A 19,502-nucleotide genomic window follows, 5' to 3' on the forward strand; every position below is an offset into this window, starting at 1 on the left:
AGTGGGAGGCCCGAAGACCTCCCGGGTAGTGCGAACTTACTGGACGATACGCTTGGCAGCGGTATCGAGGGCTTCATCAACACCTTGACGGCCGGAGGTCACGTTTTTGAGGGCGGTTTCAAAGGAGGACCAGAAACGGCTCATCTCGGGCACGGACGGCATCGGCTCACCAGCCTGGGCGTTTTGCATGGTCGCCTTGATGTGCGGATCGGATTCCAAGGTCTTCTGGAAGGATTTCAGGGCCACGGCACCCAGCGGCTTGTCGGCGTTCATCGGCGCCAGACCGGCATCGGTCAGCAAGTAGTTCTCGAGGAACTCGATGGCCAGGTCCTTGTTCGGGCTGGCGGCGTTGATGGTGGCACCCAGCACGCCAACGAAGGCCTTGGCCGGCTTGCCATTCAGGGTCGGCAGCGGGGCGACGCCATACTTGATGCCGCTCTTGTCCAGGTTGCTCCAGGCCCAGGGACCATTGATCATCATGGCCACTTCGCCCTTGTTGAACTTGGCATCCATCACGCCGTAGTCGATGCCCTTCTCCAGGTGACCGGACTTGATCATCTCGGAGATGTAGCCCACGCCCATCTTGGCGCCCGCGTTGTTCACGCCGGTGTCTTTCACGTCATAACCGGTGGCGGTTTTCTTGAAGGCGTAACCACCGTTGGCGGCTACCAGCGGATAGCTGAAGTAGGGGGTGTCATAGGCCCACATGATGGCGCGCTTGCCATCCTTCTTCAGGGTTTCGTCGATCTTGGCGATCTCTTCGAAGGTCTTGGGCGGCTCGGGCAGCAGATCCTTGTTATAAATCAGGCTGACCGCTTCCATGGCAACCGGGTAACCATAGGTCTTGCCATCGACGGTCATGGCATCCCATGCCAGTTGTTCAAACTTTGCCTTGGTGTCGGCATTGGGGGTCACGGGCACCAGCAGACCGGCTTTGACCCACTCACCGTAACGGTCGTGAGCCCAGAAGAAGATGTCCGGGCCGTTGCCAGTGGCGGCGGCTTGCTGGAATTTAACTTCAACCTGATCCGGGTGGGCCACAGTCACCTTGATGCCGGTTTCTGCTTCAAACTTCTTACCCACTTCAGCCAGGCCGTTGTATCCCTTGTCACCGTTGATCCAGATGGTCAGCTGGCCTTCGTCGATGGCAGCAGTGGCAGAGCAGGCGACACCAAGAGTGGCCAGACCGATCAGGGATGACAGCAATTTCTTTTTCATGAGCCTTTCCTTGTATTAGTTCCGCGCTGTAAGAGCATTTGTGTGCGAGATGAATATTATCCCAAGCGGCAAACGGCTCACATGACGCAACTCGCATTTTTGAAATGCAATTACGTATTTCCTTCCAGAAAGTTTTGAAAACATTTTCTTAAATCGCGGTAATAACCGATTTTATCGGCTTATTTCGCAACCATCACGGAAATATAATTACCATTATGAAACTTTATTACTTCATTGAAAGGGTTTTCACTTGAATGAAAACCCTTTCAGGCAATCGATTCTGTTTTATCTGTTAACAAAGCACCGCCCCGGTTTCGTCCTGCGCCACGGACGCCATAAAAAAGGGACCCCGCCGAAGCGGGGTCCCTTTTTGCCAAATATGACGACCGGATCACATTACGACTGGCGCAGCAGCTGATCCTTGAGGTTGGGCGGCACCCCCTTGATGGTGAGGGTATCGGTGTCCGGATCGTAAAAAATGCGGCTATTCAGCAGCTTCTGCTCGAAGCTCAGGGTCAGGCCGCCGCCGGATCCGACAAATTTGGTCAGACCGCGCAGGGTAGAACGATCGGCGGGGAAGCGCTCTTCCAGCTCATACTCCTGACCGATAAAGCTGTAAAAATCGAGGTCACCGTCGCCGGGCAATTCTGCGGACAACTCCTTGATTTCGATCTCTTCACCGGCGCTCGCCTGCTCGGTGCAATATTTGAAAACCTGCTTTTTATAATCATTGCGCTCGGCCGGTTCGAGCTGACGACTGTCGCAATAATCTTCGACCGCCTGCAGCAAGCCTTTATTCTGGATCTTGGCATCCATTCCTTCGCGGGCACCCAGCAAATCCATAAAGAAGTCGCCGAGTTTGCGGCCTATGCGTCCCTTGCTGAAGGTAATATAACGGCGCGAATCGGGTTGGGTTTTCCACTCGGTGAGATCGATACGGGCCACCAGATTGAGTTTGCCGATATCCAGATACTGGATATGACGCAATTCCAGCGCCTCGCTGACGGTGACGCTCTCCTTGCCTTCCAGCAGCGCGATCAGCAAATAATCGACGCCGACGTAGTTGTATTTGGCAAACAGCAGTACCCCCTGTTCATCCAGGGCATGCTCCACCAGCTGCTTGACCAGCATCTGGGTCACGGTGACCGAGAAGGGGACAAATTCCGTCTGCTCGTCGAGCAGCTGTTCGAGGGCGATACGAAACGCGGGAGAGGGTTGCTTGGGGGCTTCTTCACCGTCAGCCAGTTCGGCGACGGCCTCCTCGGGGTCGGCAAAAAAGCCAAAGCCCTTGCCGCCCTTGCCGTTGTAGATGCGATGCAGTTCCGCCATCAGCCCTTGCACCGCCTCGTCGGGGGGCAGGGTCTGGCTGCGGGTATCGGCGTAAGGTTGACCATCGCCGCCCTGGCGCAGGGAGTGAAGTATGATCTTGTCGATATCGAGACTCATGTCACAAAGCCATAGTGTTAGCCGAAAGGGTGAAGTATTATAAGGCGCTTTGAACCGAGATGAACTGAAGATTATGCCCATCGTATCAAAGTACAATAACGAGCAGTTTGACGCCCTGATGAACGACCTGATCACCGCGCTGGAAAAGCACAAGGCGCCGGTGGATCTCAGCCTCATGGTGCTTGGCAACCTGACCACCAATATCATCAACGGCATGGCACCGGCCCAGCGCCAGGCCATCACCGAGAAGTTTGTCCAGGCCCTGACCGCATCGGTCGACAATCGCCACGACACACACTGAGTCCCCGACTCCGTTGATTTGACGTTTCTCTACGCAGATGGATCACTATGGTCGAAACCGGTAACCCCTATCGTGATAATGTCTCTCGCCTGATCACCTGGGGGCATTGGTTCTCCTTCTTCAACATCATCCTGGCCATGCTGATCGCCACCCGCTATCTGGGTGCCATCAGTTGGCCATCGACCACGCTCGGCGTGATCTACCTTGTTGTGAGCTGGATTGGCCACTTCTCTTTCCTGAGCTTCGTCACCTATTTGTTGACGATTTTTCCGCTCACCTTCCTCTTGCCCAAAGAGAAATCCCTGCGCTTTATTTCGGCCATCGTCGCCACCCTGGCGCTGGTGCTGCTGCTCATCGACACCCAGGTATTCAGGCTGTTCAAGTTCCACCTGAATGCCCAGGTGTGGCAACTGCTGCTGGATCAGGCCCAGACCGAGGAGGGCTCGATCTGGAGCATCATCTTCGTCGCTGTGCCCACCATCTTCCTGTTGCAGTTGCTGCTGTCAGCCTACGTCTGGCGCAAGATCAACAAGCGCAAGCGCCGTCAGTACGGCAATCAGGTGGGATTGGCCCTGCTGGTCTGCTTCATCCTGACCCACCTGGTCAACAGCTGGGCGGATGCCACCCTGTATCAGCCCATCACCATGCAACGGGCCAACTTCCCCCTCTCCTACCCCATGACGGCTCGCTCCTTCTTGGCCAAGCATGGCTGGCTGGATCTGGATCAGTACGAGAAGAAGCAGGCGGCGTCGGAGAACAACAGTGGCAGCGACAGCCGGATGCACTATCCCCTGCGCCCGCTCAACGTCAACGCTCCCAGCAGCCACAACAACCTGCTGGTGGTGGTGGTCGACTCCCTGCGCTTTGACATGCTGAACAACATCAACATGCCCAACCTGCAGCGTTATGCCTCCCGGAATTTGACGTTCCGCAATCACTTAAGCAGCGGCAACGACGCACTGATGGGCATGTTCGGCCTCTTCTACGGTCTGCCCGGCCACTACTACCAGGACATCAGCAGCGAGAAGCGGCCCCCCGTGCTGTTCGACGAGATGCTGCGTCAGGACTACCAGTTCGGCCTGTTTGGCGCGATGGAAGATGCCCAGAAGTATCGCCAGAGCATTCTGGCCGGCCTGCGCAAACAGGTATTCGTCTCCGAAGAGCTCGACGACGGCAAGCTGCTGTCCGACTGGCAGGGCTGGCTCGAGAAGCGCACACCGGAGCGCCCCTGGTTCTCGCTGGTCTATCTGTCGAGCCCGGGCGACTACCAGCTGCCGGCGACCATGAAGGGGCCATTCCAGCCGGAGCTGACCAACTTCAACCCAGCCACCGCCTATCGGGCCGAGAACCTGCAAAAGCTCGAAAACCGCTACAAGAACTCGGTCTTCTATACCGACCAGCTGCTGGAGCAGATGCTGACCCAGCTGCAACAGCAGGGGATGAGCGACAACACCATAGTCGTCATCACCTCGGATCATGGCCAGGAGTTCAACGACACCCGCAGCAACAGCTGGGGGGCCGGCACCAACTATTCCCCCTATCAGGTGCAGGTGCCCTTCGTGCTGGCCTGGCCCGGTCGCGACAGCCAGGTGATGTCACAGCCCAGCAGCCATCTCGATCTGGTACCAACCCTGATGCAGGGCATGCTGGGGGCGCGCAACCCGGCGCGGGACTACAGCATAGGTCGCAGCCTGTTTGATACCAGCCCGCGCCCCTGGCTGCTGGCGGGCGATCAGAACGACTTTGCCATCTATCAGGACAACACCATCACCCACTTCAACAAGCAGGGTGACTTCGAGCTGCTGGAGCAGAAGAGCTATCGCCCCATCAAGCACGGCAACCCGGACATGGGTGCCATGATCCAGGTGATGAACGAGCTGAACCGCTTCTATCGCCATCCCTGATGGCCGAACATGAAAACGCCCCGCATGCGGGGCGTTTTTTATTGTCTGTCGCCATCCCGGTATTAACCGCCCCACCCCTGCGGGTACTTGTAACCCGCGAAGCGCTTGGCCGCATAGGCCTTGAATTCGGGGGAGTTGTAGGCTGCCGCCACGTCTTTGGCAAACGGCTTGTCCGCATCGGCACTCTTCACCACTACCCAGTTGATAAAGTCATAGCTGCGCTCAAGGAACAAGCCCTCGCTGAACGGGATGCCGCTGGAGGCGGCGAAGTTGCCGTTGATGACGGAAAAATCCACGTCTTCCCGCGAGCGGGGCAGCTGGGCCGCCTCCAGCAACACCAGCTTGATATCGTGGGGGTTGTCCACTACATCGAACTCACTCGCCTTGAGCGGATTGATCCCCTCCTTGAGCGTGAGCCAGCCCAAGTCCTGCAGCATCAGCAGCGCCCGCGCCTGGTTGGTGGGATCGTTGGGAATGGCCACAGAACTCCCCTCACCCACCTCGGCCAGCTGCCCCTTCTTGCCGGAATAGAGGCCCATGGGGCCGGTCGGCACCTGGGTGATGGGTGCGAGCGAAAGCCCCCGATCCTTGGCAAAGCTCTCCAGATAGGGTTTGTGCTGGAAGCAGTTCACATCGAGCGAACCATCGGCCAGAGCAATATTGGGAGTCACATAGTCGGTGAACTCAACCAGTTTGACCCGGTAGCCCTTGGCCTCCAGCTGCAGCTTGATGGAATCGGTCACCATGTCGGCAAAATCCCCCACGGTCGTGCCGATCACTATCTCTTTCTTGGCCGGATCGGCGGCGAGGACGGAAAACGGCAGGCTGCTGGCGAGCAGCGCCAGCGCGGAAAGCTTGAAGAAGGAACGGCGTTGCATAGGGACTCCCTGTCAAAATGATCATCAAGAGGGTGGTCAGAGGGTGCGATCCGGGACGATAAACGACACGACCATAACCATCCAGCCATCCAAACGGCTGTTTTACCACAATAACAGAGCCCCTTCCCTTCGCCAAGCGGCAAAACAGGGCTGACTGGAAAATGGGGGTTACCTGTCCTTCATGACACAAACAAAGGATTCATAGAGAGCTTAAATCGAAGGCAATTCCGGTATAGTCAAACATTCTGAGGGCGTGCCTCTTTGGCGCAATCGGCCCGAGAAAACCGCTGCAAGGAGAGCAAATGATGGGAATACAGCCGCTGACGGTGGCCACGACCGGCCTGCTGGTCGTCGATATTCAGGGCAAGCTGGCGCGCCTGGTCGAGGGGAGCGAGGCCCTTATCACCAATACGCAGCGCCTGGTGCAAGGGGCCAGAGCGCTGGGATTGCCGGTTGTCTGGCTGGAGCAAAATCCGGACAAACTGGGGGCCACTGTGCCCGAGTTGCAAGGGTTGCAGGCAGACGACCTTGTGCTCACCAAATTCAGCTTCGGTGCCCTGGGTGAACCAACCGTGGCCGCAGCCCTCACCCAGACCGGGGTCAACCACTGGCTGGTGTGCGGCATCGAGACCCATATCTGCGTCTATCAGACGGTACTTGGGCTGCTGGCAAGCGGCAGCGAGGTCTCGCTGGTGGTAGATGCGGTCTCCTCACGCACTCCCGCCAACCGGGAGCTGGCCATCGGCAAACTTGCAGCCCGAGGGGCCGAGCTCACCTCGGTGGAGATGTGCCTCTACGAACTGCTGGGAAATTGCCGCCATCCGGCGTTTCGCCAGGTGCTGGCACTCGTGAGGTAAGGCACCATGATGGATAACATGGCCCCCTTCATCTACCTGCTGGTAGCTGGCTGGGTGGCGGCCATCGTGGCGGTGATCGGCATGGCGGCGACCCGCCGCTATCTGTGCTGGAGCCTGATAGGCCTCGCCCTGTTCACCGCCCTGTTCTGGCTATTGGCGGGTTTCCCTGTGACCGAGCTCGCCATCTGACCACCTGCTGCTTGCCATACCCTATGGCTCTCATACCGGCTCCTGTTGCGACAGGACCGGTCCACTCCCCGCTACTCATCCCACCCGATATGGCGCTCGCAAAGCATTTAAAAAACAAAAAGATCAATAAACGAAAATGAGAAATGCTCTCAATAAATCACATAAAGAGCGCCAATGGAATACCCACCACAAACCAGATCGGATTTCTTTGAAGCTCGTCAGAGTTCCTAAAAGAGAGTCTTTTGACTCGCTCCATCCCGTGTATAGATTCCATTCGCACCCAGGAAGGTGCGATCCTAGATGGAGTTAAAAATAATGAAGCAAACATCGTTAGCGCTGGCGATCACAGCACTGCTGTCGACCCTGCCAGTCGCACTCGTTCAGGCAAATGAAAACTGTGCCCCGCTCACCGGCAAGGAGAGCGGCGTGGATACCGCCCGCAACAGCGCAATGCGTTGCCTGCCGGGCAGCAATCCCCTGCAGGATCAGCAGTGGCACCTGCTCAACAGCGGCCAGGATGCCTTCAGCGCTCGCGGCGGCGTGGCTGGCAACGACCTCAACCTCTGGTGGGCACACCGCACCGGTGTGCTGGGACAGGGGATCAATGTAGCCGTAGTGGATGACGGCCTGGCCATTGCCCACCCTGATCTGGCCGACAACGTGCGGCCGGGCTCCAAAAACGTGGTCACCGGCGGCAGCGATCCTACTCCGACGGATCCCGACAGCGCCCACGGCACCTCGGTAGCCGGTCTCATCGCTGCGGCAGACAACGCCGTCGGCACCAAAGGCGTCGCGCCCCAGGCCCAGTTGCAGGGGTTCAACCTACTCGATAACGACAGCCGGCAGTTGCAGAAGGACTGGCTCTATGCCCTTGGCGACAGCCAGGCCAGCCGTGACAACCGGGTCTTCAACCAGAGCTACGGCATGAGCCTGGTCGACCCACAAGGGGCCACCGATCTGGATCAGGCCCAGCTCGATCGCCTGTTCGAGCAGCAAACTCTCAAGGCGGAAGGCGCAGCCTATATCAAGGCGGCAGGCAACGGCTTCAAACGCATCGGCGCCGGCAACTATGCCCTCTCCCGCACTGGTAATGGCCCTCTCCTGCCCTTCGAGAACAGCAATATCGATCCCGCCAACAGCAACTTCTGGAACCTGGTGGTCAGCGCCCTCAATGCCGATGGCAAGCGCTCCTCCTATTCCAGCGTCGGCAGCAACGTCTTCCTGAGCGCCCCCGGGGGAGAATATGGCACCGATACGCCGGCCATGGTCACCACGGATCTCCCCGGGTGCGACATGGGTTACAACCGCAATGATGATCCCAGCGCCAACCGGCTGCACGGCAACCAGCAACTGGATGCGCGCTGCGACTACAACGGCGTGATGAACGGTACCTCCTCGGCGACCCCCAACACCTCGGGTTCGGTAGCGCTGCTGATGTCCGCTTATCCGGATCTGTCGGTGCGGGACCTGCGGGATCTGCTGGCCCGCAGCGCCACCCGGGTCGATGCCGCGCATCCGGCGGTACAGGTGAGCTACACCAACCGCGCAGGCAGCGCCCGCACGGTCACCGCATTGGAAGGGTGGGAACGCAATGCCGCCGGCATGTGGTTCAGCCCGACTTACGGTTTTGGTCTGATCGATGTCAACAAGGCTCTGGCGCGCGCCGCCAGTCACAACCCGCTGCCGCCACTGGTGCAACTGCCCTGGCAGAAGGTCTCTCCGAGCGACAGCAGGGCAGCTGCCATTCCTGACGTCGGTGCTGCACCGACCCGCTCGGCCATCCAGATCGAGCAGGCGTTGACGGTGGAAGCGGTACAGGTCATGGTCAACCTGGATCACCAGCGCCTGCCTGATCTGCTGCTCGAGCTGGTCTCTCCGTCCGGCACCCGCAGCGTGCTGCTCAACCCCTACAACAGCCTGGTGGGCCAGTCCCTCGACCGGCAGCAGCTGGGTTATGTTCGCACCAGGGGATTGCGTGACATGCGCCTGCTCTCCCACAAGTTCTATGGCGAGCCGGCTCAGGGGGAGTGGCGACTGGAGGTGACCGACGTCGCCAACGGCACTCGTCAGGTTTCACTGCTTGATCGCCGAACCAACACCCGCAGCACCCTGACCGAACGCAACAACAACCAGCCGGGCAAGCTCATCGACTGGTCACTGCGTGTACTGGGCCATGACGCGCCCCGCGCCTGATTACAGAGGAATCATTCCATGAAACAGACCATGATCACCCTTGCCCTCGCCAGCCTGCTGGCAACGGCCACCACCTATGCCAGTGCCGAGGAGTCAGTGACCATAGACGGCAAGCAATATCGCACCATAGAGGTCAATGGTCAGACCTACCTGACCCCTGATGATGGCAGCAAGAAGCGGGTCACCCGCAGTCTGGACGGCAAGGTACCGCTGCAGACCCTGCGCCGGGGCGATGCCCTGCTGCAGGGTGTTGCCAGCCCGGAGCTGACCGTCAGCGGCACCCTGCTGGTGGAAGCCGATGACAGTCAGGCCAAGGCGATCGCAAACCGCCACGGCCTGCAATTCAAGCAGAGCAGCGGTGGCATTGCCCTGCTGGAGGCCAAGCCGAGCACGGATCTCAACGCCATCGCCACCCGGCTCAAAGAAGAAGGGGTGAAGGTGCAGATTGAGCTGTCCGGAACAGAGCAACAGCCCAAATAAGCACGTCGGCAGCCTGGCTGCCGCCCGTAAAAACCAAGGGGGCCATCAGGCCCCCTTGTCATTGCTGCACGCTTGCAGACTTACTTGCCGCCGTGCTGCTCGGCCAGATAGAGCCAGGTATCGACCACGGTATCCGGGTTGAGCGACACCGAATCGATCCCCTGCTCCACCAGCCAGGCGGCGAAGTCGGCGTGATCAGACGGCCCCTGGCCGCAGATCCCCACATACTTGCCGGCCTTGCGGGCAGCCTGGATGGCCATGGCCAGCAACGCTTTGACCGCTTCGTTGCGCTCGTCGAACAGGTGGGCGATCAGGCCCGAGTCCCTGTCCAGTCCAAGGGTGAGCTGGGTCATGTCGTTGGAGCCGATGGAGAAGCCGTCGACGTGCTCGAGGAACTTGTCGGCCAGCAGGGCATTGCTCGGGATCTCGCACATCATGATGACCTTGAGCCCCCGTTCACCGCGGCGCAGGCCATTTTCAGCCAGGATGTCGATCACCTGCTCCGCCTCACCCACGGTGCGCACGAAGGGGATCATCACCTCGACGTTGGTCAGCCCCATGACGTCGCGCACCCGCTTGATGGCCTCGCACTCGAGGGCAAAGCAGGGGCGGAAGCTGTCGGCGATGTAACGGGACGCACCACGGAAACCGATCATGGGGTTCTCTTCATGAGGCTCGTAGTCACGACCGCCCACCAGGTTGGCGTACTCGTTGGACTTGAAGTCCGACATCCGCACTATCACCCGCTCCGGCCAAAAAGCGGCGCCCAGGGTGGCGATGCCTTCGGTCAGCTTGGCGACGTAGAATTCGCGCGGGCTCTCGTAGCCGGCGATCATCTTGGCTATGGTGGCCTGAAGCTCGGGGCTTTGCTGATCAAACTCCAGCAAGGCTTTGGGGTGCACGCCAATCATGCGGTTGATGATGAACTCGAGGCGGGCCAGCCCCACACCGGCGTTCGGCAGCTGGGCGAAGTCAAAGGCTCTGTCCGGGTTGCCCACGTTCATCATGATCTTGATGGGCAGGCGCGGCATGTTGCCTACCTCGGTCACCGCCACATCAAAGTCGAGTTCGCCGTCGTAGATGAAGCCGGTATCCCCCTCCGCGCAGGAGACGGTGATGAGCTGGCCATCCTTGATGTGATCGGTGGCGTTGCCACAACCCACCACAGCCGGAATGCCCAGCTCGCGGGCGATGATGGCGGCGTGACAGGTGCGCCCGCCCCGGTTGGTGACGATGGCGGAGGCCCGCTTCATGATGGGCTCCCAGTCCGGATCCGTCATGTCGGTGACCAGCACGTCGCCAGGCTGCACCTCGTCCATCTGGCTGATGGAGGAGATGACCCGGGCCGGGCCTGCACCGATTTTGTGGCCGATGGCACGCCCTTCGATCAGCACCTTGCCGGATTGTTTGAGGGCAAAACGCTCCAGAGTGTTGGCCTCCTGGCGGCTGCGCACGGTTTCCGGGCGCGCCTGGACGATGTAGAGCTTGCCATCCTGACCATCCTTGGCCCACTCGATATCCATCGGGCGGCCGTAGTGCTGCTCGATGATGAGGGCTTGTCTCGCCAGATCCATCACCTCTTCATCGGTGATGCAGAAGCGGCTGCGCTCTGTATCCACGGTATCGACGATCTTCACCTGACGGCCGTGACCGGCATCGTCAGAGTAAGTCATCTTGATAAGCTTGGAGCCGAGGGTCTTGCGCACCACGGCGGGACGGCCGCTCTTTAAGGTCGGCTTGTGCACATAGAACTCGTCAGGGTTGACGGCGCCCTGCACCACCATCTCGCCAAGGCCGTGAGCCCCGGTGATGAAGACCACGTCGTTGAAGCCGGATTCGGTATCCAGGGTGAACATGACGCCGGAGGCAGCGAGATCCGAGCGCACCATGCGCTGTACCCCGGCCGAGAGCGCCACGCCCTTGTGGTCATAGCCCTGATGCACCCGGTAGGAGATGGCGCGATCGTTGAACAGTGACGCAAACACATGCTTGACGGCCGTCATGACGGCGTCAATGCCGCGCACGTTGAGGAAGGTCTCCTGCTGGCCGGCAAAGGAGGCATCCGGCATGTCCTCGGCGGTGGCGGACGATCGCACCGCAAAGGAGGCCTCGACACCTGCACTCAACTTCTCGTAGGCAACCCGGATCGCCTGCTCCAGATCGGGCTGGAACGGGGCGTCGATCACCCAGTCGCGGATCTGCTGGCCGGCCCGATTGAGGGCGGCGATGTCATCCACATCCAGGGCGTCGAGCAGATCGTGGATCTTGTCGTTGAGGCCGCTTGACTCCAGAAACTCGTTAAACGCATAGGCGGTGGTGGCAAAGCCCCCCGGCACGGATACACCGGCGCCAGAGAGGTTGCTGATCATCTCGCCAAGGGATGCGTTCTTGCCGCCAACTCGTTCTACATCTTGCATTCCGAGTTGCTCGTACCAGAGTACGTACTGTTGCACTTGCATGTCTCCAGGTTGGTGGGCTCGGGAGTCAGAGCTCCCTGTCCCCTGATTTATGTACGTGAGTTTTGTGCGTTATTGTCTGTTTGTGCTGTTGCCAACGACCAAGAAAACGTTTTCTACTTATTGTCAAAAAAATCCCCACGCAAGATTTGGGGATGGCCGAATGACACAGACATTCTACAATGCCAACACAAAAAGGTAACGACTCAGGTTTGCAAGCCACTTCACAACTTGGGCACAGCAGACCGGTTGACAAAATTGATATAGTTTCGAGAGATACTTCCTTCTCGCCACCATGCCAATCCCCACCACAGGAGCCCCCGTGCACACCGTATTCTATGTTTCCGACGGCACCGCCATCACCGCCGAAGTGTTCGGCCACGCCGTGCTGAGCCAGTTTCCGCTGGCGTTTGAACAGATCACCATCCCCTTCGTGGAGACTCTGGAAAAGGCGAGGCAGGTGCGGGCCCGCATCGACGAACAGTTCCGCCAGACCGGGGTGCGCCCCATCCTGTTCCACACCATCGTCGACCCGCAAGTACGGGAAGAGGTGCTCAAGGCAGAGGCTTGCGGCCACGATTTCCTCAACACCTTCGTGAGCCCGCTGGAGCAAGAGCTGGGGGTCAAGGCCGAGCCCAGGCTCCATCGCACCCACGGCATGGAGAACCGCAAGCTCTATGACGATCGCATCGAGGCAGTGAACTTCGCCCTGGCCAACGATGACGGCATCACCACCCGGGAGTACGACGAGGCGGACATCATACTGATCGGGGTGTCACGTTGCGGCAAAACCCCCACCAGCCTCTATCTCGCGCTGCAGTTTGGCATCCGCGCCGCCAACTACCCCTTCATCGAACAGGACATGGGCTCCCTGGATCTGCCCACCGCCCTCAAGGCCAATCGCCACAAGCTGTTCGGCCTCACCATCGCGCCCCAGCGGCTGCACGAGATCCGTAACCAGCGCCGCGCCAACAGCCGTTACTCTTCGCTGGAACAGTGCGAGCAGGAGCTGGCGAGCGTGGAGCGACTGTTTCGCCGGGAGGCGATCCGCTTTCTCGATACCAGTTCCCACTCGGTGGAGGAGATCAGCGCCAAGATTCTGGAGGCAACCGGCCTGCGCCGCCACCTCTGTTAAGCCAGCTTGACAGATATCGCTGAGGATAATGACAAAATCCGGGGTCAGCCCTTGCCAACCAAGGCATGGCTAACCATCACAGTGACCATTGAGGCGACGGATACAACGAGGGGCAAGCACATCAAGGCGCTTGCCCCTCCTCTTTCCCATCTGACCAAACGCGCCGTTTAGTGGTTGCGATTGAGCTCAGGGTTATTCATCAGGCGAGCATAGCAGGCCAGCAAGCCGTCATTTTGGCGTACCCGCTCGGCCAGCCAGCAACCGGCCACTCCCCCGATCAGCCCCCCTACCTGCAGAAGCCGTGGCCAGTGCTGCAGCAACCCTTCATCTCCCAACCAGCCCCAACCGGCCAGGATGGCGATCGCCATCGTCAGGAGCAGTGGGCAGGCCGCCATGGCCAACCAGAGCGCCAGTAACACGCCCTTGGCCACCCCCTGTTGTACCAGGCCCCCTTTATCCGCCCCTTCAGCCAGCTTGTGCATTGTTTGCATCCCTTTCTCAGTAAAAGCAATGAAAAATCACCATCAAAAAAACCATGTCAACAAAATTCAATTCGATTGCTTATTTTTCACCCAATTACCAACTAAAAGCTTGATCAACTCATAAAAAAGCTGGCTATCGTGCAAAACACCACCGTTCAACATGGAAAATAGGTGCATTTATGGCGGATTATCACTATTCTGCTTGCGTTACCAGACAGCATGAAAAATCACAAAACGCATGTCGTAACGAAATAAATACAGCTTTCGTCAGGTTTTGGCTACGCATAGCGGCCTGCTCAGGATGAGCCCAACACCGACAGAGACAATTGAGAGATAAGGACAGACCATGGATTTGAAACAAGACGGCGAAGAGCTGAAACGCGGCCTTAAAAACCGCCACATTCAGTTGATTGCATTGGGCGGCGCCATCGGCACCGGCCTGTTTCTCGGCATCGCCGACACCATCAAGATGGCGGGCCCTTCGGTGCTGCTGGGCTATGCCATCGGCGGCTTCATTGCGTTTCTCATCATGCGCCAGCTTGGCGAGATGGTGGTGGAAGAGCCGGTTGCCGGTTCGTTCAGCCACTTCGCCTACAAGTACTGGGGTGACTTCGCCGGCTTTGCCTCCGGCTGGAACTACTGGGTGCTCTACGTGCTGGTGAGCATGGCCGAGCTGACCGCAGTGGGTATCTATGTCCAGTACTGGTGGCCCGAGATCCCGACCTGGATGTCGGCCGCCTTCTTCTTCGTGCTGATCAACGCCATCAACCTCTCCAACGTCAAGGCGTTCGGCGAGATGGAATTCTGGTTTGCCATCATCAAGGTGGTCGCCATCCTCGGCATGATCGGATTTGGCGGCTGGATGCTGCTCTCCGGCAGCGGCGGCCCCGAGGCCACGGTCAGCAACCTCTGGGCCCAGGGCGGCTTCTTCCCCAATGGCGTGGGCGGTCTGGTGATGGCCATGGCCTTCATCATGTTCTCCTTCGGCGGCCTGGAGCTGGTCGGCATCACGGCGGCAGAAGCCGACAACCCGGAGAAGAGCATCCCCAGAGCCACCAACCAGGTGATCTACCGCATCCTCATCTTCTACATCGGTGCCCTGGCCGTACTGCTCTCCCTCTATCCCTGGGGCAAGGTGGTGGAAGGCGGCAGCCCGTTCGTGATGATCTTCCACGCCCTGGACAGCAACCTGGTGGCCAACGTGCTGAACCTGGTGGTGCTGACCGCCGCGCTCTCCGTCTACAACAGCTGCGTCTACTGCAACAGCCGCATGCTGTTTGGACTGGCCAAGCAGGGCAACGGTCCCAAGGCGCTGCTCAAGACCAACAAGAGCGGCGTGCCCCTGACCGCCATCTCCATCTCGGCCGCCGCCACCCTGCTGTGCGTGCTGATCAACTACCTGATCCCGGGCAAGGCCTTCGGCCTCTTGATGTCCCTGGTGGTCTCCGCCCTGGTCATCAACTGGGCCATGATCAGCCTGGCGCACCTCAAGTTCCGCAAGGTCAAGGCCGCCGAAGGGGTCACCACCAAGTTCAAGGCTCTGTGGAGCCCGTTTGGCAACTACCTCTGCCTCGCCTTCATGGCCGCCATCCTGGTGATCATGTATTTGAACGAGGGCACCCGCATCTCGGTCGAGCTGATCCCCGTGTGGCTGGTGGTGCTGGGGGTGGGTTTTGCCATCAAGCGCAAGAGCCAGGCCCAGAGCAAGGCCGTCGCCGAGCTCGGCTAACCCCAAGCAATACAAAACAAGAAAAACGCCGATCGGATGATCGGCGTTTTTTATTGTCTGGTAAGACTCGTTGACCATGGCAAATGGCCAAACGGGGAAGTGGCTAGGTCCCCTCTCTGGCCTCCCCAGTGTTGCCGGAAGTCAGGTCGGGAGTGTTCTCGGGAGCCGTGTCAAGGGGAGCATCAGGAGTGGCATAGGAGGTAGGCACAGCCTCCCCCGCCAGATCGGTTCTCGGCTCCAGCTCGGCGGTCATGGGGGTATTGGGCGGCACAGGGATAAACACCTGATGTTCGTCCAGCGGAATGGGCGCCCGCTGCCGCTTGCGCCAGCCAAGGTAAGTGGCGAGCAGCGCCCCGCACAGGGCAAAGTAGAGAAACAACCCCTCTGGCCCGAAGGGGCGCATCAGGAGCGGCGCCAGCAGCGGGCCTATCATGGCCCCCATGCTGTAGGCGAGCAGCAACCCCTGGTTGGCCCCCAGCACCTGATCCGGATGCAGTTCGTCACAGGCGTGACTCAAGCTCAGGGGATAGATGGAAAACGCCATGCCCCCGAGCAGGAACACCAGGGCCCCCGTGATCGGCTCACGCCAGCCGACGGGCAGCGCCACCATCAGAAGAGCAAGCAGAGTCAAGACGCTGCACAGCAGCAGGATCACCAGTCGCCGGTCGAAGCGGTCTGACATGCGGCCGATGGGATACTGCAGGCACATGCCCCCCAGGATCACCAGCGCCATCATGTCCGCCACCCGGGAGAGGGAGGCCCCGGTATCGGCAAAATAGAGGGGCAGCAAGCCATAGATAGCCCCCAAAATAAGGCCCGAGGTAAAACTGCTGCCCATCCCTGCCGGGGTGAGGCGCACCAGCTCACGCACCCCGACCGGCTGCGGCGCCACCATGGCGGGCATGGCCACCCGCGAGATGGCGAGCGGCACCACCGACAGGGTGGCGGCCATGGCGCACAGGGCAAAGGGGGTGAGCACCATAGGATCGATCCATTTGAGCAACAATTGCCCCATGGCAAGGGATCCGTAGAGCAGGATCATGTAGAGGGACATCAACCGCCCCCGGTTGGCGGGGGTACTCGAGACCAGCATCCAGGACTCCAGCACCACGAACAGGCCGCCGGTGGCAAATCCCCCCACCAGACGCATCGCCGCCCAGCTGATGGGTTCGACCACCATGCCGTGCAACAGGAACAGAAAGCAGAGCAGGGAGGCATAGGCCGCATAGGCCCGGATATGCCCCACCCGGATGATGAGGCGGGCGTTGACGAAAGCCCCCAGCACCAGGCCACCGAAATAGGCGGCCGACACCAGGCCGATGGCCTGGGCCGAGACATCCTCGGCCGACAGGCGCACCGTCAACAGGGTGTTGAACATGCCGTGCCCCAGGATGAAGATCACCAGACTGGTCAGGGGGGACAACAATCGTCTGAGGGTCATGGGCACTCCAGTAAGATGAATAAGGGTGGCGAATAATTCGGCGAAAGGATCATGGTACCGTTTGCTTCCGGTTCGCTTCAACCCTGCGGCATTTGCCAAGCCATGGCGCGCACGGCCTGAACCGGACAACTAGAATGGGAAATAGAGTCCACTCACCATAGTCCCAGCAAACAGGAACGCCTTAATGTCTGCGAGCATCGCCAAGTACCCGATCGCCCCCGAGTTCGAGATCCCGGACTCCCTGCGTCTCTCCTGGCAAAAAACCATCAATCTGATGGCTGAGCTGTTTCAGGTGCCGGCCGGGCTCATCATGCGGGTACATCCCAACGAGATCGAAGTCTTCATCACCAGCCAGACGCCGGACAACTGCTACCCTGCCGGCGCACGTGAGCACCTCGACTCCGGGCTCTATTGCGAACGGGTCATGGATACCCGCCAGGAGCTCCTCGTTCCCAATGCCCTCAAGGATCCCGAATGGGATCACAATCCGGACATCAAGCTCGGCATGATCTCCTACTGCGGTCTGCCGCTCTGCTGGCCAGATGGCCGGATCTTCGGCACCATCTGCGTGCTGAGCCGGGAGGAGAACGACTACGGCGGTCTCTACCGGCAACTGCTCTGGCAATTTCGTGACTCGGTGCAGCAGAGCATGCATACCCTCTACGACAATATTCGTCTTCATGAGACGCAGGAAGATCTCGAACAGCACAAGGCGCAGTTGACCCAAACCCTCGACAGCCTGAAAAAGACCCAGGAAGAGCTGATCCACACCGAAACCCTGGCGGCACTGGGGGCCATGGTGGCCGGTATCTCTCACGAGCTGAACACCCCCATCGGCAATGCCCTGATCGCCACCACGGCCCTGCAGGAGAGAACGCGACAACTGGCCGCCCAGTTGGGGGCACAGACGATCCGCCGCGCCACTCTGGAAGAGTTTATCCAGGCCACCCAGGAGATGAGCGAGCTGGCGCTGCAGGCCATCACCCAATCAGCCAAGCTGGTCAAGAGCTTCAAACAAGTGGCCATCGATCAGACTTCGGAGAGCCGGCGTAGCTTCGAACTCAAGCGCCTCATCGACGACAACCTGGCCAACCTCAAGGCCGGACAGGGCTATGACCGTGTGATCATGCAAAATACCGTCGGTGAGGGACTTCTCTGTGACACCTACCCGGGCCCCCTGAGCCAGGTCCTGCTTAACCTCGTTCACAACGCCGCCGTGCATGGCATAGGGAGCAGGCAGGATGGGCGAATAGTGATCAGCGCCTATCAGGACAAGGAGACCATCTGTCTGGAGGTGCTGGACAACGGTCAGGGCATGGCCCCCAACGTACTGGCCCACATCTTCGATCCCTTCTTTACCACCACCCTGGGCAAGGGTGGCTCGGGGCTGGGGTTATCCATCTGCCGCCGCATCGCCACCTCGGTACTGGGAGGCTGCCTGACGGTACGTTCGGCCCCGGGAGAGGGCAGTTGCTTTACCCTGACCTTCCCGCGCATGGCTCCGGGTCGCCTGTGACAACGCTCCTGTGCCGTCTATCCAAAACACGGGCCTTCGTTGCGCCCTGACGACGTCTATTCTTGCAGATGTCCCCCAGCGAGGTAATCAAGATGAAATCACTCCTGTTTGTATTCACCCTGCTCTTTGCCGGCGGCGCGCTCGCCTTTCACTGCCCTGCCGACATGAAGAAGATTGACGATGCCCTGGCCAGAGCCCCCGACCTCAGTGCCGAGCAATTGGCACAGGTGAAAAAGCTGCGCGCCGAAGGGGAGTCTCTGCACCAGGCGGGCAAGCATCAGGAATCCGTCGATGCGCTGGCCAAAGCCATGGCTCTCTTGGAGATAGAGAACCACTGACGCGTGCCCACTCCCCGGGGCAACAGATGGCAACAGAGCCCTCTCCGGCCACGGTGAGGGCTCTGCTATTAATGGCACCCTTGACATAAATGCCCTGCCAACCCATAGCGTCAGACTCGGCCGCTGTAGACCAGGGTGCTGTAATTGAAGGCAATCCGGCCATCTTGCTCCCAGCGCGCAAACTCGCGGCGGATCAGTGCCGTCAACTGCTCATAAGCCGACGTGCCGATAGCGGGGGCATAGGAAGAGGAGTTGAGCCGACCCAGCACCCCATCCAGATCGAAATACTGGCAGTTGTCGAACCGGCTGAGCCGATAGCCCTCCTCGAAGAAGGCGGCAAAGTCATCCTCCCCCAGGTTGCGATGATTGACCTCCTCATAGTCGCCGGAATAGGTGCGCAGCCCGCCCTCGTAGGCCTTGAGAAATTCGGTGTCCGTCAGCCTGTCGTTCCAGATGAGGGCCACTCTGCCACCTGGCTTCAGCAGGCGGCGACACTCGGCCTTGAAGGCCGGGCGATTGAACCAGTGGAACGCTTGGGCGACCGTGACGAGATCCACACACCCATCCGGCAGGCCGGTTGCCTCGGCCCGACCATCATGACAGACGACATTGGGAACCTCGGCCAGCAGCTGCTGCGCCGCCGCACGCATATCCGGATTGGGTTCAACGGCCAAAACCTGACGCACCCTGGGGGACAGCAGCGCCGTCAGTATGCCGGTACCCGCCCCGATGTCGGCAACCAGAGTCTCTGACCCCATAGCCAGCTCATCGGACAGAAAATCCAGCATGGCTGACGGGTAGCCGGGGCGGTATTTCACATAGGCTTCGACGCGGGCTGAAAATCGTTCGGTATTGTCCATCCATCACTCCTCATTATGCTGTCACACAATAACGTTCCTGCGACTGCCAGCCAGGCCCTCCATACGCTCAGGCTTCAAG

Annotated in this window: 17 protein-coding genes; 10 read left to right on the forward strand and 7 right to left on the reverse strand. The window is 59.6% G+C overall.

Translation table 11 applies throughout. The features are described 5' to 3' along the window. Positions 1-36: 36 nt before the first annotated feature. Both malE and yejK read right to left on the reverse strand, forming a co-directional pair. Entirely contained in the window at positions 37-1,218 is a 1,182-nt protein-coding gene (gene malE / locus BN1123_RS01035) for a maltose/maltodextrin ABC transporter substrate-binding protein MalE (RefSeq protein ID WP_042024923.1), read from the reverse strand. 396 nt (positions 1,219-1,614) lie between these two features. Next, positions 1,615-2,664, reverse strand: a complete 1,050-nt coding sequence (gene yejK, locus BN1123_RS01040; RefSeq protein WP_042024924.1) for a nucleoid-associated protein YejK — start codon at positions 2,662-2,664, stop codon at positions 1,615-1,617. A 73-nt stretch (positions 2,665-2,737) separates the two neighbouring features. Here yejK and BN1123_RS01045 point away from each other — a divergent pair, with 73 nt between their 5' ends. Together BN1123_RS01045 and BN1123_RS01050 are read left to right on the forward strand one after the other, a co-directional pair. Next, complete coding sequence (locus BN1123_RS01045) at positions 2,738-2,965, forward strand: YejL family protein (protein ID WP_005344699.1); 228 nt, start codon at positions 2,738-2,740, stop codon at positions 2,963-2,965. A gap of 47 nt (positions 2,966-3,012) precedes the next feature. Then, on the forward strand, positions 3,013-4,869 hold the full coding sequence (locus BN1123_RS01050; protein ID WP_042024925.1) for a DUF3413 domain-containing protein: 1,857 nt from the start codon (positions 3,013-3,015) through the stop codon (positions 4,867-4,869). Positions 4,870-4,931: 62 nt separating this feature from the next. Here the strand turns inward: BN1123_RS01050 and BN1123_RS01055 are convergent, their stop codons facing one another. Then, positions 4,932-5,747, reverse strand: coding sequence for a MetQ/NlpA family ABC transporter substrate-binding protein (locus BN1123_RS01055; protein ID WP_042024926.1), 816 nt, complete (start codon positions 5,745-5,747; stop codon positions 4,932-4,934). Between the two features lie 305 nt (positions 5,748-6,052). On the opposite strand from BN1123_RS01055, the gene BN1123_RS01060 reads away from it, so the two are divergent. From BN1123_RS01060 to BN1123_RS01075, 4 genes are all read left to right on the forward strand, one after another. Next, a complete protein-coding gene (locus BN1123_RS01060) occupies positions 6,053-6,604 on the forward strand; it encodes a hydrolase (protein WP_042024961.1) in 552 nt (183 codons plus the stop codon). Positions 6,605-6,610: 6 nt separating this feature from the next. Beyond that, entirely contained in the window at positions 6,611-6,793 is a 183-nt protein-coding gene (locus BN1123_RS01065) for a hypothetical protein (RefSeq protein WP_042024927.1), read from the forward strand. A 315-nt stretch (positions 6,794-7,108) separates the two neighbouring features. Continuing rightward, positions 7,109-8,986 carry a serine protease Asp gene (asp, locus tag BN1123_RS01070; protein WP_042024928.1) on the forward strand — a complete coding sequence of 626 codons (1,878 nt, stop codon included), beginning with the start codon at positions 7,109-7,111 and terminating at the stop codon, positions 8,984-8,986. Between the two features lie 18 nt (positions 8,987-9,004). Beyond that, entirely contained in the window at positions 9,005-9,466 is a 462-nt protein-coding gene (locus tag BN1123_RS01075) for a serine protease chaperone (RefSeq protein ID WP_042024929.1), read from the forward strand. A gap of 80 nt (positions 9,467-9,546) precedes the next feature. Here BN1123_RS01075 and ppsA read toward each other — a convergent pair whose 3' ends face one another. Beyond that, positions 9,547-11,925: a phosphoenolpyruvate synthase gene (ppsA, locus tag BN1123_RS01080; RefSeq protein ID WP_042024930.1), complete on the reverse strand. Its 2,379-nt coding sequence runs from the start codon at positions 11,923-11,925 to the stop codon at positions 9,547-9,549. 319 nt (positions 11,926-12,244) lie between these two features. Here ppsA and ppsR point away from each other — a divergent pair, with 319 nt between their 5' ends. Next, entirely contained in the window at positions 12,245-13,057 is an 813-nt protein-coding gene (ppsR, locus tag BN1123_RS01085; protein ID WP_026456094.1) for a posphoenolpyruvate synthetase regulatory kinase/phosphorylase PpsR, read from the forward strand. Positions 13,058-13,224: 167 nt separating this feature from the next. Here the strand turns inward: ppsR and BN1123_RS01090 are convergent, their stop codons facing one another. Then, positions 13,225-13,539: a hypothetical protein gene (locus tag BN1123_RS01090; RefSeq protein WP_042024932.1), complete on the reverse strand. Its 315-nt coding sequence runs from the start codon at positions 13,537-13,539 to the stop codon at positions 13,225-13,227. 346 nt (positions 13,540-13,885) lie between these two features. Here BN1123_RS01090 and BN1123_RS01095 point away from each other — a divergent pair, with 346 nt between their 5' ends. Next, positions 13,886-15,268, forward strand: coding sequence for an amino acid permease (locus BN1123_RS01095; protein ID WP_026456096.1), 1,383 nt, complete (start codon positions 13,886-13,888; stop codon positions 15,266-15,268). A gap of 103 nt (positions 15,269-15,371) precedes the next feature. Here the strand turns inward: BN1123_RS01095 and BN1123_RS01100 are convergent, their stop codons facing one another. Then, complete coding sequence (locus tag BN1123_RS01100) at positions 15,372-16,709, reverse strand: MFS transporter (RefSeq protein ID WP_224212389.1); 1,338 nt, start codon at positions 16,707-16,709, stop codon at positions 15,372-15,374. Positions 16,710-16,893: 184 nt separating this feature from the next. Here BN1123_RS01100 and BN1123_RS01105 point away from each other — a divergent pair, with 184 nt between their 5' ends. Next, the gene (locus BN1123_RS01105) at positions 16,894-18,225 is read left to right on the forward strand and encodes a GAF domain-containing sensor histidine kinase (RefSeq protein ID WP_042024933.1); all 1,332 of its coding nucleotides are present in this window, start codon (positions 16,894-16,896) and stop codon (positions 18,223-18,225) included. A gap of 92 nt (positions 18,226-18,317) precedes the next feature. Beyond that, positions 18,318-18,563 carry a hypothetical protein gene (locus BN1123_RS01110; protein WP_042024934.1) on the forward strand — a complete coding sequence of 82 codons (246 nt, stop codon included), beginning with the start codon at positions 18,318-18,320 and terminating at the stop codon, positions 18,561-18,563. Positions 18,564-18,673: 110 nt separating this feature from the next. Here BN1123_RS01110 and BN1123_RS01115 read toward each other — a convergent pair whose 3' ends face one another. Next, positions 18,674-19,423, reverse strand: coding sequence for a class I SAM-dependent methyltransferase (locus tag BN1123_RS01115; RefSeq protein ID WP_042024935.1), 750 nt, complete (start codon positions 19,421-19,423; stop codon positions 18,674-18,676). Positions 19,424-19,502: the final 79 nt, after the last annotated feature.

The sequence above is a fragment of the Aeromonas enteropelogenes genome (assembly GCF_000819845.1).
GTDB classification, from domain to species: domain Bacteria; phylum Pseudomonadota; class Gammaproteobacteria; order Enterobacterales; family Aeromonadaceae; genus Aeromonas; species Aeromonas enteropelogenes.

Bases quoted from the DNA above. Each gene is read 5' to 3' on its own strand.
- BN1123_RS01075 (WP_042024929.1), top strand. From the start codon at position 9,005: ATGAAACAGACCATGATCACCCTTGCCCTCGCCAGCCTGCTGGCAACG.
- malE (WP_042024923.1), bottom strand. From the start codon at position 1,218: ATGAAAAAGAAATTGCTGTCATCCCTGATCGGTCTGGCCACTCTTGGT.
- asp (WP_042024928.1), top strand. From the start codon at position 7,109: ATGAAGCAAACATCGTTAGCGCTGGCGATCACAGCACTGCTGTCGACC.
- BN1123_RS01060 (WP_042024961.1), top strand. From the start codon at position 6,053: ATGGGAATACAGCCGCTGACGGTGGCCACGACCGGCCTGCTGGTCGTC.
- BN1123_RS01090 (WP_042024932.1), bottom strand. From the start codon at position 13,539: ATGCACAAGCTGGCTGAAGGGGCGGATAAAGGGGGCCTGGTACAACAG.
- BN1123_RS01110 (WP_042024934.1), top strand. From the start codon at position 18,318: ATGAAATCACTCCTGTTTGTATTCACCCTGCTCTTTGCCGGCGGCGCG.
- BN1123_RS01115 (WP_042024935.1), bottom strand. From the start codon at position 19,423: ATGGACAATACCGAACGATTTTCAGCCCGCGTCGAAGCCTATGTGAAA.
- BN1123_RS01045 (WP_005344699.1), top strand. From the start codon at position 2,738: ATGCCCATCGTATCAAAGTACAATAACGAGCAGTTTGACGCCCTGATG.
- BN1123_RS01055 (WP_042024926.1), bottom strand. From the start codon at position 5,747: ATGCAACGCCGTTCCTTCTTCAAGCTTTCCGCGCTGGCGCTGCTCGCC.
- ppsA (WP_042024930.1), bottom strand. From the start codon at position 11,925: ATGCAAGTGCAACAGTACGTACTCTGGTACGAGCAACTCGGAATGCAA.
- BN1123_RS01095 (WP_026456096.1), top strand. From the start codon at position 13,886: ATGGATTTGAAACAAGACGGCGAAGAGCTGAAACGCGGCCTTAAAAAC.
- BN1123_RS01065 (WP_042024927.1), top strand. From the start codon at position 6,611: ATGATGGATAACATGGCCCCCTTCATCTACCTGCTGGTAGCTGGCTGG.
- BN1123_RS01100 (WP_224212389.1), bottom strand. From the start codon at position 16,709: ATGACCCTCAGACGATTGTTGTCCCCCCTGACCAGTCTGGTGATCTTC.
- BN1123_RS01050 (WP_042024925.1), top strand. From the start codon at position 3,013: ATGGTCGAAACCGGTAACCCCTATCGTGATAATGTCTCTCGCCTGATC.
- yejK (WP_042024924.1), bottom strand. From the start codon at position 2,664: ATGAGTCTCGATATCGACAAGATCATACTTCACTCCCTGCGCCAGGGC.
- BN1123_RS01105 (WP_042024933.1), top strand. From the start codon at position 16,894: ATGTCTGCGAGCATCGCCAAGTACCCGATCGCCCCCGAGTTCGAGATC.